This is a genomic window from Rhodocyclaceae bacterium (assembly GCA_020248265.1).
Classification (GTDB): domain Bacteria; phylum Pseudomonadota; class Gammaproteobacteria; order Burkholderiales; family CAIKXV01; genus CAIKXV01.
This window is the reverse complement of the sequence record JADCHX010000020.1, coordinates 1-15,785: the sequence shown is the minus strand read 5'-3', so window position 1 is coordinate 15,785 and position 15,785 is coordinate 1. Positions and strand designations below refer to the sequence as shown.

2 protein-coding genes are annotated in these 15,785 nt (G+C 68.0%); both read right to left on the bottom strand.

Annotation, left to right across the window (positions count from 1 at the left end; genetic code table 11):
- On the bottom strand, positions 1–14,166 hold a 14,166-nt coding region (locus ING98_16900; protein ID MCA3103548.1), incomplete at its 3' end, for a leukotoxin LktA family filamentous adhesin.
- 237 nt (positions 14,167–14,403) lie between these two features.
- Positions 14,404–15,785 (bottom strand): site-specific integrase (locus tag ING98_16895; protein MCA3103547.1); only part of this gene is annotated, 1,382 nt, incomplete at its 5' end.

Here is a 15,785-nt window from a genome sequence, read left to right as displayed (position 1 = left end):
GATCGACTGCGCTGCGGTCACGTTCACGTCGCCCACCGCGCTGACCGTGTCCACCTTCACATTGCCCGTCGTCGCGACCAGCGTCGCCGCCCCCGCCGCGTTCGTCCATCCCAGCGACACATCGCCGGTGCTCGCCGTCGCGTTGATGTTGCCGGTCGTGGTGTTGAGCGTGGTTGCACTGATCCCGCCCTCCGCCTGCAGGACGAGGTTGTCACGCGCGCTGGCGCTGGTGATCGTGAGGGCTCCGCCGCGGGCGCGCAGCTCGGTATCGCCCGCAGTCGTGGTTGCGCTCGACACCGCGAAAGCCCCGGCGGTGTCCTCGATCCGGGTACGCGTCACCGCGGCCGATGTCATGCTGCCGGTCAGGTTGACCGCCAGCGGTGCCTCACTGCTGCCGATCGATCCGGTGCCCGCGATGAAGTTACCGTTCAACGCAGTCATCGCCGCCGCGCTGTCGCTGCGAGCATTGAGAATGGAGCCACTGGCAACCAGCGTCGCCGTGCCACTCGCCACCGACAGTGAATTGAGCCGCAGGTCGCCGCCAGCCGCCTCCAGCCGCGCATCACCGCCCGACACGAGCCCGCCGACGTCGAAATTGCCCGGCACGGTGAGGTAGACGCCCTGCCCTGCCGGCGTGGTGCCAGTGAGGGACGAGCCGGGCAGCACATACAGCGGTTCTGTGCTCGTGCCGATGCTGCCTGCCCGCGGGGTGAGCGCAACGTTGGCCGCCTGGATTGCGTACGCCCGCGTGCCCCGGGCGTCGAGAATCGACCTGGCAGCACCCAGACCCACATTACCGAGGGAGAACATCTCCGCCACCCTCAGATCGCCAGCGACGGTATCGAGAAACACGCCGGAGGCCGACCGCGCGCTCACTGGCGTGGACGACTGCAACGACAACCGTATCGGGTTGGCCGCCGTGCCGATCGCACCGCTCGCCGATTCCAGGATCACCGCCTGCCCGGCGCCGCTCGTCTGAGTGATCGCCGGGCCGCTCGTCATGACGCTGTAGAGGTTACCGTCGCCCTTGATGCGGATACCCGCTCCCGCACTCACGGTTTGCACGTTGATGTCGGTCTGCGAACCGAGGAACACGTTGTTCAGCGCGTTTACGGTGAGATTGCCGCCCGAGAGCAGCTGGATGTCGAGGTCGTCGCGCTTGAACACGCGGATCACGGTCTGTTCGACAGCCACGTCATCGGCCTCGGCTGCAGCGAGGGCGATACGCTGGTCGGAGGTGAGTACGTTCGCCGTGCGCGAGATCACCTCCTCGCCGTTGTTGCGGCCGACGCTCCCGGCGTTCGCGGTCAGCGTGATGTTGCGGCCCTTGACGTTCGCCGTTTCGATCCGGGTCTCGGTGTCGGTGGTCTGCTTGAAGAACACACTGCGGCTGACCGCGTGCCTGAGTTCGTTTTCGGTCCACTTGAAGCTGTTGTTCTGCGACAGGTTGTCCCGTTCGGCCTGCGTCAGCGCGTAGCTGTAGTTGGCGTCAAACAAGCCTGCGACCGGTGTGCTGATCGCCCCGGGGGCTGCGCCCAGGCGGGCGTGCGTGTCGTGGTAGGCGGCAGTGCGACTCGCCACCCAGGTCGACAACTGCGCCGGGCTGAGCGTCGCCACCTCCGAGGCCGTCGGCACGTAGGCATAGCCCGGGTTGTACGCGTCGGCGGTGTAGCCGGTGATCACCCCGTTGCCGTCGCGCACCGGCTGCACGTTGCGCAGCGCCCAGTAGCTGCGGTAGTCGGTCTCCTTCTGGCGCCGGATCGCGCCGACCTGTGTGTCGAAGCCCTGGTCGGCGCCGGCCCCGGTCAGAAGCATGTCGTTCCACAGCCCGGTCAGCGCGGACTCCGTCCGCGTGTCCCGCTGCTCCTCGGCGTTGCCGTCGATGATCGAGCCGGTGGCGGCGATCAGCGTCACGTCGCCGGTTACGGACTCGACCCTGTCGATCATCAGGTCGCCGCTTGCCTGGCTGATGCTGATGCTGTTGGCCGCCCGCGCAAACAGGCCGTTGCCCGCGCTGGCCTCGGTCTGCACCGCAAGCGCCTGCCCGGCGGCACCGATACCGCCGCTGTTCGAGACCAGTTCGACCCGACGCCCGGCAACGCGCGTCTGCAACCCGTTATCGGCGGCAACGATGTCGCCCCCCGACTCCAGACGCACGTTGCCCGAGTTGCTGCTGACCAGATCCACCCGTGTCTGGCTGGTCGGGTTGACGTTCTTCAGCACTACGTCGCCGATGCCGGTGACCGCGCGCAGCGTGCCGCCGCGAAGGTCGAGGTTGAGCGCATTGTTGACATCGCCGATGCCGCGGGTCGCGCCGAGACTGGCCGACTCGGTGCCGATCGGGCGCGTGGTCTCGGCTGCGATCGCGCCACTGGTCGTGGTGAGCATGGTGCTACCGCCACGATTCGTGATGGCGTTCGCAACGATGATGTCGCTGTTGCTCGTGACCTGGACCGAACCGCTGTCGTAGCCGATGAAGCTGATGGGGATCGCGTTGTCGGCCCTGAGAGAGTGGGTGTGGATGCGCTTGGTGCCGACGAACCGCGTGTCCTCGACCCAGTAGCGTGTCTCCAAGCAGCCGATAAATCTCCTGATGCACTCGCTCCACTCTTTCCGCGTGACTGCGGATTCCGAAGTGGTGCGGTTCTGGAACCCGTAGGTGTATTGGCTGCCCTGCGCACCGACGTTCTGGAACTCGCCGGCATCCAGCGTCGCCGCGCTCAGCTGCGTCTGCACGAAGGAGTTGTAGCTTCCGCTGCCGCTCGGGATGAAGCCGAGGGCGGAGTTCTCGTACGCCGTGCCCACCGTCTTCAGACTGTAGTCCTGACCGGTCTGCCAGACGTAGCGAAGGTTGGCGAGCGGTGCATAGCTCACGCCGCTGCGGGCATTGGCCAACGAGTTTGAAGCCAGCCACACATCGCCCGCGTAGGCGTTCTCCTGGATGTTCGCGCCGATCCGGGTGATCACGTGGGTGACCGGCCGGTTCTCGCCGTTGATCAGGTAGCGATAGTTGGTGTCGGTGATGCGGATCTTGCCCTCGATGCCATTGCCGCCAGTGTCGAGAACGTTGAGCTGGAGCGGCACGCCGGTGGTGTTGCTGACCTGGATCCGCCCGAAGCCATCCATCACCTTGAGCTGGCCGCCACCGGTGTTCATGATCGCTCCGAACAGCTCCATGTAGCCGCCCTGCACCGTCACGTTGTCCACCTCGATGCGCTGCGTGGCCGGGTTGTAGACCGCGGCGATATTGCCACTCAGGTTCGGGATGGCGATGCGCGTGTTGGCCGGCCGGCCGCTGGACTCCCACTCCTGCTTCTTGAACGCGAGCCACTGGCCGAGGTTGCCGACGGTAGCGGGCGTGTAACCGGTCAGCACCTGCAACGGCGGTGGTGGTGGCGGCAGGTTCTCGAGATATCCGGGTATCGGGTATCCAATGCTCGCATACACCTGGCGCAGATACCTGTGGTACGCATAAGGATCGGGCTGCTGCACCGACGCGTAGATCGGCTGCTGACCGAACAGGTAGCCGGGTCGGTTCGCGTCGATCTCGATCGTCCTGTCGGGCAGGCCGCTCTGCACCGTCCCGTTGATGTTCAGTCGCGCCGCGCTGATGAAGACATTGTTGCCGGCAATGATGCTTCCGGTGCCGACCCGTCCCGCGTTGGAAATTCCCGTGAACGGGCCCGGCGCTGCGAACCCGCCGATGTTGGGCGCCTCGAACCCGCTGGCGATGTCGGCCCAGATGAGCCTCGGGTCTCCGCCCACGTGCGAGAAGCCGTTCACGTAGGCCTGGACGAAGTTCTTGCCGGCGGAGACGTTGATGGTGCTCGCAGTGATCGAGGGCGCGGCGTTCGCGCCGACGCCCTGCACCAGGATGCTGCCCGTGGCGTTGGCGATCTCGACGCGACCGCTGGTGCCGTTGTTGCTGACATCGCCGGTGATCTGGATATCGGGCTCGCGATCGCCCCGGTCGGCAATGAAGGGGTTGAAGCTGTTCTCCACACGGATGACCGGCGTGGGGCCACCGGCCGCCGCCGACACGATACTGCCACCGAACCCCGGCGGCGCCGTCGCGAGTTCGGCATCGTTGAACCTCACCTTGCCGCCCCGATCCTCGATGGTGAGCTTCGTGGTGCGGAGCGAATTGGCGCCGCGGTTGATGATCGAGATCTCGGTGTCGTTGGGCGCACGCACCGACCCGCTGCCGGCGAGGAACTCGCCCCGGATGTTCACGTCACCACCGCGCGCCCTGACCTCGCCGACGTTGATGAATCGCGACGTGATGTCGACGACCGGCACCCCGTCCGGCGTCGCGAAGCCCTGCTGCACCAGTTCGTTGCGGACACGACCGATCTCGGCATCGTAGGCGGCGACCGCGTCCGGATCCCCCGCATACTGCGCACGCAGGCTTGTCAGACGAGTGATGTCGTTCAGCATGTTGGTGACGATGTTCTCGTTCGAGAACGAGACCCGCACCCCCTCGCTCTGCTCGACGATCGAGTCATCCTGCCCCGCCGCTCCGGTGCCGATGACCAGCCTCTGCTTGTTCTGGATTCCCGCGGAGACCACGCCATTCACGGTCACCCCGGTGGTGTCGCCCGTGGTGCTCGCATTCGAGGTGCCGAAGCGCACGTCGAGCGATACCTCGCCGCCGCCGAACAGGCCGCTGATCGCGCTGCCGATCTCGGCGACGATCTGCCGATAAAGATCCTTGCCGGTACCCGTGCCGCTCGCCAGCGCGCCGCCACGGGTCGCGGTGAGGTAGACGTCACCCACCGAGTCGACCGCGCCATCGACGCGCACGGAGTTGCTCTGAGCAATCCGGGCATCGGCTGCACTGGCCACCGCCGGGATCGGGAGCGCGGTCTTGTTGAACAGATCGGTGCGTGCCACGGCCCGCAGGTCGTTAGGCAGGCCGCTTGCGTCTTCCCCCGCTGCGAGGTTGATGTCGCCATCCGCGCGGATGCGCGAGCCGGCACCGGTGTGCACCTGGGTGATGGCGCCGATGAAGGCCTTGGACTTGCCCTCGGCCGCACCGGCGAGCCCGTAGGTTCTGGCGCTCGCGTTCGATTCGAGGTCGGCGCGGGTGCGCGCAGCGAGTTCAGGGGCGCCCACGGTGATCAGCTGCGCGTTCGGGGCAAGCGATACGGTCGCGCTGTTGTTGTTGATCAGTTCCGACTCGGCGCGCGCGACGGCGATGTACCCGCCGACGTCCAGCTTGGACTTGTCGCGCAACTCGACGTCGTTGATCGCCTCGACCTTCGACGCACCCGGACTGCTGCGATCTCCGGTCACGTTGACCGTGGTCGCGGCGCCATCGCCGATCAGCGCCTGCGTCACGTTGTCCACGGTCGAGTACGACACCGCAGCCGCGCCGTTCAACAGTCCACCGGCGCCGGCCCGCGCGTTGAACGCGCCTGCGTCGAGCCACGGCTTGCGTGTGAGGTTGCGGGCGAGCACGGTCAAGGCCTGCGTGCCGAGATTCGCGCCGTCGGCGATCCGCGCCGTGACCGTCGCGTCCGTGTCGTGCCGGGTAACCGCGCCGCTAGCGCCCAGGACTGCAGCCTGGAGCGAGTCGACCTGACCATTGAAGGTCGCGGTGTGCTCGGCCTTCAGCACGATCGCGCCGCTGCGCAACGCTGCAACCGAGGTACCCCCTCCGAGCGTCGCGGTCGTCGCAGACAGATTGCGCGTGTTGGCCGTGGCACCCGCACCGGCGACCACGCCGCCGCTGCCGGAGAAGGTCTCGGCATACGTGTTGTCGGAGCCCGCGGCGGTCACGGCCAGCGTACCGTCGGCGAAGCCGGTCACGCCATTGGACACGATGGCCGTGGTGGTGCTGTCCGAGCGGGCATTGGACAGTGTCGCGCCCGCAGCGGCCAGCCCGGACACGGTGTTTCCGCTTGCGGTCGCCGACTGCCGCGTCGCATTCGATGCCGCGATGGTGACGTTGCCGGTGACCGCGAAGTCGGTGCCTGTGCCGACGGTGGCCGAGACGATCGCCCTGCTCTCGGCCGTGCTCTCGGTCGCGTTGACGCCGACCAGCCCGCCTGCGCCCGCTGCTACCGCACGCGATTCGGCACTCGCCAGCGCGCCGCTCTGGCGCACGATCGCGTTGACGCCGACCTGCGATGCGTCCACGTCCACGTTGCTGCCGAGCGATGCCGACACGACCGGGCTGGCCGTCGCCCGGGCGATCGCCACCCCGACGTTGGCGTAAAGGGCGCCACCGTAGCCCTCGGCGTTGGCGGTCACCCGCGGCTCCGCGATAGCCTGCACCGACACCGGCCCACCGCGCACGACGGCATTGCCGCCGATGAACGAGAGGACCGCGCCGGTGTCGCTGGCCTGTGCGTCCGAGCCCGAGCCGGCGAGGACGCCACCCGCGCCAGCCTGCGTGTAGGCATTGACTGCCCCGCTGCGCTGCGCGGACACCAGTGCCTGTCCGTCGGCTGGATCGATGGTGGTTGAAGCACCGCTGGCTGCGGTGTCGCTCACCGTGGCGGCGACCGTGCCCGCCTTGTCCGCCCGGGCCACCACCGCGCCGGCGGCGACCGCACCCACGGTGTAGCCGCGGGCCTGCACATCGACGTCCGCGGCATCGGCCGCGGTCACCCGCAGATCGCCGCTGCCCGATTGCACGCTCGCAGTCACGCCGCGTCCGATTGCCGCCGTGACGTTGTTGGTCACGCTGTTGGTCGCGACGGCTGCGCCGGCAGCCGCCAGGAGACCACCGCTGCCTTGCCATGCACGCACTCTTGACGCCGTGGCATCGACGTCCTTGCGCCCGGTCTCGGCCAGCACTTCGAGCCGACCGGCACCGCCCGTCGCCGCGCGCGCCGTGACCTGACCGTCGATACGCGCTTCGACGTTGTGCGTGACATTCACCACCGCCACCGAGGCGCCGAGGCCGATCCCGCCGACGGCCACCGAGCCCGCCTGCAGATCGATCCGGTCGCGCTCGACGGCGCTGACCACGAGGTTACCCCCTGCATCGACCGTGTGGCTGGCGCCGCCGACGATCCGCGCCGAAGTCCTGTTGTCGAAGGCTCCGGACGACAGCGCGGCGTTGGTGTTCACCGCGCCTGCCGCGTTCAGGCTCGTCACGTCGCTGCTGCTCAGATCGGTGCCCGCGGTGGTGCGCACGTTGCCACTGCCCAACCGGTCGCCGCCGGCGAAAGACTGCAGCGCGCCCCGCGTGCCGCTGCTGCCCGATCCGAGTTCGCCGTTGGCATCGGCGGTGAGCGCCGCGCCGACCGTAATCAGTCCCACCGAGCCGCTGATACCCGACGACCCCCCGGCGCCCACGGCGACCGAGAAGCTCGCAATGTCGCGCGACGCCGCCGTGTTGATCTCGATGTCGCCGCTCGTGTAGGCGCTGGAGTTCTCCAGGTAGGCCGCGACGCTGTTGTCGATACGGGTGACCGCCACCCCGGCGCCGGCCCCTGCGCCGGCCACGCCGATACCGCCCGCCCCCGCCGTGCTCTCGGCGTCGAGCGTATCCCTCGCGTTGATCGCGAGCCTGCCGGCTCGGCTGGTGCTGCTGCCGATGGTCGAGCCGGTCACGTAACTCCGGACAGTGTTGTCGACCAGCGCAACAACCACTGCGCCCGCCACACCCGCAGCGCCACCCGCCGCCCCGCTGATGCCCCAGTTACGCAGTTCGGTGGTGTCGTCGGCGAGAACGCTCACCGCGCCGCTCGTGTTGACCGTGCTGCCGTCGATGTACGCTTGGGTCGTGCCGTTGACGTCTGCGACCGCGAACGTACCGGCCACACCCGCCCCCCCCGCGCCCGCTGCGCCGCCCGCCACGAACACGCGACTGTCGTGGTCGCTGACGACACCGAGCAGACCGGTGGTCAGCGTCGATCCGCTCACGTAGGCAACAGTCTCGCTGGTGAACCTGGCAACCGACCCGGTGCCGACGACGCCCGCGGCGCCGCCCGCCGCACCGACCACCAGCGACGACACGCCCTGTGTCGAATACGCGTTGATCCCAGTCCCGGCCTTCGCATCCAGCGTGCTGCCGGTGACGTAGGCGCGCGTATCGCGATCGAAGATGCTGGTGTCGACCGCAAGACCCACGCCAGCGGCTCCGAGGCTCAGGCTGCCGATGAAGGTCGTGCCGTACGCGTGATCGCTTGCACTGACGACGACCGACTGGCCCGCACCCGCCGTGCTGTTGACGCCGCCGTTGATTCGCGCCGCGCTGATGTAGGCGGTGGTCGAGCCACCGATGAGATTCACCGCGGTCGTGCCAGCGACTCCGGCAAAGGTTCCCCCGGCGATGTTTTTTGCCTGAGTGGCCACCGAGTGGCTGGCGCTCGCATTGACCGCCAGACCGGAGACCTGCAGCGTCTCGCGCCTGTTCGAGAGCACGTAGTTGGCAGGATCGTAGGTCGCCAGGCTGAGCGCAGAACCGAGGTCAACCGGCGCGGTGAGCCGCCCGCTCGCGATCGTCATCGTGCTGCCGAGGTCCTTGCCCCGCGCCGACACCTTCGTGCTCGCCCCGCTGACATAGGCTTCGGTCGTGCCGTCGAGCCGGTTCACCGTGACCGAGGCGCCCACACCCGCCGCTGTCAGTCCGATGCCGCCTGCGCCTGCGAGTACCTGCACCGCATCGTCGGACTGCGCGATCACGCCGACGTTGTTCTCCGCCTCGACGTCCGCGCCGCCGCTGATGAAGGCAGAGGTGTTGCCGCCCGTCTTGTTGACCGCCACCGAACCGCCCACGCCGACGTTGACGCCGCCGCCCACGCCGACTGCGATGGTGTCCACGGCGTTGGCCGAAGTGGCCGCGACCTGCAGGTCCTTCACGGCGTAGCGTGTCCCCGACGGGCTGCCGGAGACATAGGCCTGCGTGCTGTTGCCGATCGTGTTGACTGCGACTGCCGCGCCGACGGCACCTCCCGAGCCGAGTTGTACCGCCACCCCACCTGCAAGCGACCTGATGCTCGAGGTGTCCTCGGCCGAGACCTTGACAGCGTTGGTGAGGTCGTCCGCACTCGCGTTGCGGATCGACGCCTCGGTGGTGTTACTGATCGTCGATGACGCGGCCGAACCGCTCAGCGAAGCCCCGGAACCCGTGGCTGCCGCCACCGACGCCGCATAGGTCCTGATGTTCGCATCGCTCTTCGCGCGCACGTCGGTCGTCGCCCGCGCGTCGATCACCACGCCGTCCACCGTCGCGCGTACGGTGTTCTCGATCGAACTCACGCCAACCGCTGCACCGATCGCGGCGTTGCCACCGGACAGGGAGACGTTACCGGCCAGAGAGAAGCTGCGCGACCTGTCCTCGGCCTTGACCGTCAGCGCCGAGGCGGTGATGAGACTGGAGGACGACGGCGAAGCGATCTCCGCGATCACCGTGTTCTCGATCTCGTTCAGCGTCAGTGAACCGGAGCCGGCGAATCGGCTGGTCGAGACGCCCAGACCCACCGCCAGACCCATCATCGACGCGCTAGACTGCGCGAGCACATTGACCGTACCGGACGTCCCGGCCGACACGTTCGATCCCAGCAGGCGGGCGCCGAAGTCGTTGGTAATCCGGTTGTAGGCGAACGACATCCCCGCGTTGCCGCCGCTGCTGACCTGCAGCACCCCGGCCACCGAGATGATCGAACTGCCGGCACCCGCCGACTGGCCGAGGGTCGTGCCGTTGTAGTCGAGGCTGACCGAATTCGCGTTGCCGCCGTCCCTCGAATCGATCAATGCATCGAGCGACGCGTTGCCGGTAGTGTCCGCGGCGAGGACTTCCACGAGGCTGCCTGCCGTGACCGATGCGCCGTTGCGGATCTCGGACTTCACCGTGTTGTCGATCTGGCTGACCACGAAGGCGCCGCCCAGCGACACGCCGTTGTCCGCCCAGCTGCCACCACCCATGCCGGCGCCGGCGCCGATCCTGCCCGCCGTGAGGGCCTGCACACGCATCGTGTCGTACTGCGTGATCGTGGCGGCGTCCACCGCCGCTTCGGTGGTATTGGCGATCTTGCTGAAGGTGACTGCGGCGCCGAGCCCGGCCTTGCCCCCGGCTATCAGCGAACCGCCACCGGTGCCGAGGTAGATCCGGTCGTAGGCCACGATGCTCGCGTCGCGCCCGCTGCCGGTGGCGCGGCCAGTCAAGGTGGTCGATTCGACCCTCGCGGACGTGGTGTTGGCGGCCTCGCTCACCGACACAGAGCCGGCGAAACTACCGGCACGCGTTTGCTCGGAAGAAGCGTTGACCGTTGCGGCAATCGCAACGGACAGTTGCTCGCCTCCGGTGAGGGCGTTGACCGTTACGTCCTCGGCATTGGTCACCGTAGCGCTCTTGAGGTAGGCCTCGGTGGTGTTGCCGATCAGGTTGACCGCAACGCTGCCCGCCACGCCGGCGCTGAAGGACGAACTCGGGTTGTTGGCCCGCACCAGCGCTGCCGAGCCGGCGGCTGCGGTGATGTCGGTATCGTTGACCGCGCGCAGCACGAGGCTGGTCGCGCCGGTGGAGTTCATTTCCACCGTGCCGCCATCGACGTAGGCGCGCGTACCGAGTTCGACGCGGTTGACGGCCGAACTGCCGGCGATCGCGATTCCGAAGGGCGAGGAAGGCGGCGGGCCGGCCGCCGGGGTGCTTGCGCCGAACTTGTCACCGAGGACGGGGACCTTGGCGAGAAGACCGAACAGTCCTGACTTCGCCTGATCGAGCAGACCCGGGGGATCGCCCGGGTTCGGGTTGGCGTCGGAGGTGGCGGCGGCCCCGGCCACCGCGATCGATTCGATGCGTCCGTCGGTGCGCGCGTCGATTGCCAGACTCGTAGCCGATACGCGACCCGTGGCAAGCGTGTGCTGGGAACCGCCGGCATTGAGGGCGTCGTTGTCCCTGATCGCCGCCCGCGTGTCGGTGGTCACCTTGCTGAAGGCGATGCCTGCACCCACGCCCGCGCTATCCGCGCTGTTGATCGCGCCGGCGAGCGACCAGACGATGGCGTCGTTACCGGCCTTGATGTCGACCCGCGCGCCGGTGACCCGCGCCTCGTCGTCGATCGAAGCTTCGGTGCGGTCGTCGACCGTGGCCTGAGAGAAGATGACGCTGCCGCCATAGCTCGCGCCGCGACCGGCCGAGGGCGCGACCGAGGTCACCTGCGTGCGCGAATCGGCCTGGACCGTGACGTTCACCGCCGGGCCGCCGTCTGGAGCCGGCGCGACGACGGCGCCCTCGGCGATCCACGCTCGCGTCGTCGTGCTGGAGCTGAACTGGTTGTACGCACCACCGACTGCAGTCGAACCGGGCTCGCCGCCTGCGCCATTCAACAGCAGCGACATGTTCCCGGCGACATAGACACCCTGCGAGTCTGATCGCGCCAGGACGTGAAACGGCGAGGCGAAGGACTGGCTGCGTGTATCGGGGATGGTCGTGCCGTTGGTGCCGACGAAGGCCGAACTGTCGCCCAGGAGGGTGGCCGACCACGCGCCGCTGCCCCCGGGCGAGTTCCTGAGTTCGGCACCGCGCCCGATGCGCGCCGTGCTCGTGTTCGTGTAGTCGAGCCAGGTGACCGAACCCGCCAGACAGGTGCCGGTGCATCCGCCGGCAGCGGCATTCGACCAGCCCGAGAGCAGGCCATCGCCGATGCCGAGGTTCGAGTTGAGCTTGCTGAAGATGGTGCTGATACCCTCCCACTTCGCCCATGTCACCTCGTAGGGGCTGCTGAAGTCGGAGACCACACCGATGTTCCGGGCCGTCACCCGCGCGTTGTCTCCGACGTAAGCGTCGGCGTCGTGGCGGAACAGACCCACAGCAACCGCCCCGCCCAGCCCGAGCGAGATGCCCGGGTTCAGCGGATCGTCCTTCTTGCCGTCGATCGACGCGGTCGCGTGGGTGCGGATACGCTGGTCGTTCACTTTCGCCGCGACGACAACGTCCTGCGTGGCAGTCACCTGTGCCCCGGCGCCGATGAAGGCGGTGGCGGCGTGGGTGTTGTCGGCGTAGGTCACGGCCGCGCCGAGCTTGGGCGTGCCGCCGCCAGCCGCGGAATCGAGTTGCTGCGGGCCGGCAGCGGGCTTGCCGAGAAGCTTGTTGAGACCGGCCTCAGACAGTTCGAGCAGCGGCACGACGAGCATGCTGGCCAGAGCCGAGGAGCCCGCCGCAGTGCTTGCGCTCGACTTGTTCTTCACCGTGTCGTCGAGTGCCTCGATCCGGACGTTGGCGAGCCCGGAAGAGGTCAGATTGGCGCCGCTCGATGCCGTCGCGCGCGTGTCGAGTTCGGTGTAGTTGACCGCGATGCCCACCTTGCCCAGGTTGAGCGCCATCGATGTCGCGCTTGCGCCGAACCGGTTCTGGTTGTGCGCAATGACCGATACGTTCTGGTTCACGTCGATGGCCGCGCCGGCCGCGATGGCGGCAGAGGACTCCACTCTCGCCCTGTTCACGACGCCTGCCGCGTTGAGCGTCGTGTCCTTCGAAATGCCGATGACCGTGAGATCCGTGGTTGCGTTGTTCACCGCCTTCAGGTTCAGGCTTCCGGCCGTGATGCTGGCGCCTGCCGCCACGTTCACCGTCGCGGTTGCACCAACCTCGCCGTAGACGAACCCGGCGTTGAACACCCTGCCGCCGACGGCCCAGCCGGTCAAGATATCGAGGCCGACCTTCATGTGCTCGGCCCTGGCGGTGGTGTTGGCGGCGAGCACCACGCTGCCGCGCGTGCCCCCGCTGCCCTGGGCAACCAGGGTCGAACCATTGCCGACAAGCACCTCGGCGCTGCCCTTGGCGATCGCCACGCCGACGTTGACGCCGGTGGCCGCGAAACCGAAGGTGCCGAGTATCGCGTCGGTAGCTGCCCGCACCGCGATGGCATCCGGGTCGCCGCCCCAGTCGTAGCCGGCGAGTGCAGTGGCGGTCGCGCTGATGTTGCGCCCCTTCAGCGTCGCGCCGGCGATGTCGATCCTCGTACCGGCCTCCACCGTGCGAAACCCGGCCATCTGGTCCGAGCGTGTCGCGACAAGGCTGATGTCGCCAGCGCTGAAGGTGCCGGTCGTGTGGGCGAGGAGCCTCGCGCCTGCGCCGAGCGTGATGTTCGGCGCGGTGAACGTGATCGAACCCGAACCGCCGACCGAAGCCGCGGTATCGAACAGCCCGGGGGTCGAGCCTGCGGCCGTCTGATCGTCGGCCGAGATGCGCCGGGTCGAGATGATCACGTTGGGCGCAACGGTGATCGAGTCGTCCGCGACGACGCTGTACGCGGCACCGTCGTTGGGCGTGACGTTCGCCGTAATCGTCACCGTCTGAGGATCAATCAGTACCGAACCTGCCTCGCCAGCGGTGGCGCTGGCGCGGAACTGGCCGCCATCCAGCGCAACCGTGTTGCGCGCGCTCAGTTCGATCGCTCCGCCGTTGCCGCTCGCACCCGCACTGGCGTCGATCACGGCGCCCGCAGCGAACGTGGATCGATTGTCGCCGAAAATGTACACGTTCCCGCCGGGCGAGTTCTCCCCGTTGCCGCGCACGCTCACCAGCGCACCGGGTCGCAGGTCGACGTTGCCGCCGGCCTGCACACGAATGTCGCCTCCGGCAACCGCGGGCGCGCCGGGCGCGGCTACCGTGCCGGCAATGGTCACGTCCCCGTCGGCAACGATACGGATGCGCCCGCCCTGCGCAATGACGTTGCCGGCGGATTCCAGACCGTTGACGTTGACCACCTGCCCAAGCGCCGGCACGTCGCCGAGAAACCTCGCACCCGCAAACAGCGTGCCGCCGACGCGAATCGTCCCGGCCGATAGATTGATCCCGTCGATCGCGTTGATCGTGCCCCGGATGTCGATCGCGCCGGTGCCGCTGCGCGGTGCAGTCCCGCTCAGCAGCCGGCTGACCGCGCTCTCGTCGGGCGTACCTGGCGCAGAGAAGAAAGCATCGACGAACTGCTGAGTCGGCGTAGCCAACGTGAGGCTTCCCACGTTGACCACGCCCCCATTGCCCACCACGAAGCCGTGCGGGTTCGCGAACCAGACGTTGCCGCCGATGCGGCCGTCCTTCATCGCGTTGAGAATACCGTCGACCGACGTGCGCTGATCGCGCACGATGTTGATCAGGTTCGTCGCCCCGGTCGGAACATGCAGATTGGCTGTCGTGGCGGCCGGCACGCTGAAACTCTGAAACGAGTTGAAGGCGTTGCCATTGGTAACGGTCGCCGTGCGCACGTCGCTGACCGATCCGGTGGTGGATACTGTCGTGGCTGTGCGCCCGTCCGGTCGGATAGCCTGCGCCTGCGCCTGCGCCTGCGCGCAGGGCGCCAACGCGAAGATTACGGTGCCGAGAAAATAACCGAGGCTACCATCCCACCGCCGACGGGCCCCGACATACAGTCGCGACCCGAGTGCCAACTTTGCTGTGTCCAACTTCTCCCCCTAGGTGAAAACCGACATGCTTCTCCTCACTCATGCATCAGGGTAATCACACACAACAAGTCGATCCTTCAACAGCACGCGCACGATCAATCGGTCCGTTCGGACTAAACAATCCCGGCTGGCAGTGTCCCGAACGCTGTTGAACGGTGAAGGGGTGGCGATTCCGGTTTCGAGATGGTGCGCGACCTTGCCGTCCGTATCGTCCCCTTTCACACACATGGACTCAATTCTTACAAACGCGAATGATAGTTCTATTTTCGCAAGGTGTGAACTCGCTCGCGCGTCCTTGTGTTGGGCAAAGGAAGGTATGCCGCCGCCTTCCCGAACCGCCTCCTCCCACTCATCCAGCAGATCTGCCCAGCGCTGCATCATCACCGCGCGGTCGGCGATATACTCGGCGTGGTTGTAAGTGCGTCGCACCGCGTTGGGCTCCACATGCGCGAGCTGGCGCTCGATCCAGTCGGGCCGGTAGCCCATCTCGTTGAGCCGGGTGCTTCCGGTGGTGCGGGTGGCATGCGGGCTGTACTGGCCGCTCCAGCCCAGCACATGCAGCGCCTGCCGGAACGAGGCGATCGCCATCGGCTTGCTGCGGTCATCGCGCCCGGGGAACAGGTGCTGATGGTGGCCGGTGATGCCGTGCAGCGCCCGCAGCATCTCGACCGCCTGCCGGGGCAACGGCACCGCATGGGCCTTGCGCTGCTTCATGCGCTCGGCTGCGATGCGCCAGAGCGCCGCATCGAGGTCGAACTCGGCCCAGCGTGCCTCCACCGCCTCGCTCGGGCGGCACAGCGTGAGCCACATCAGCCGGAAGGCCGCCAGCGTCTCGTGCCGGCCGCCGTGGCCCGTCATGTCGCGCAGCAGGCGGCCGATCTCGTCCGGCTCCAGCGCCCGCTTGTGCTGGGTCTTGTTGGGCGGCAGGGCGCGGCGCACCGGATAGACCGGGTCGCGGTCCACCCGCAGCGTGGCCATGGCCAGTTCGAACACCCCGGCCATGCTGCGCTTGGCCTCGGCCGCGACGCTCGGCCCGTTCTTGCGGGCGGCGGTGGTGAGCACGTCCAGGATATGCATGGGCGTGATCTGCTTGACTGGCAGCGTCCCGATCTTGCCGAACACCACCCGCTGCAGCATGTTGAGGCGGCGCGCCTTGGTGATCTCCTCCCAGTCTTTCATGGCCAGCCACTCGCGGGTCACCGACTCGAAGGTGGTGGCGCCGTCCTGGTCGCGGCGCAGGCGGGCGCGCTGGCGTTCGTGCGCGGGGTTGATGCCCTGCTTGACGAGGTCCCGCGCCCGCATGCGCTCGTCGCGGGCCTCGGCCAGCGTGAAGCGGCCGCCGTCGCGGCGGGCCTTCGCCTGTTCCGGCGTCTCGCCCCGGGGCGCCACGGCGTAGTCGCCGATGGCGAACATGCTCTCCT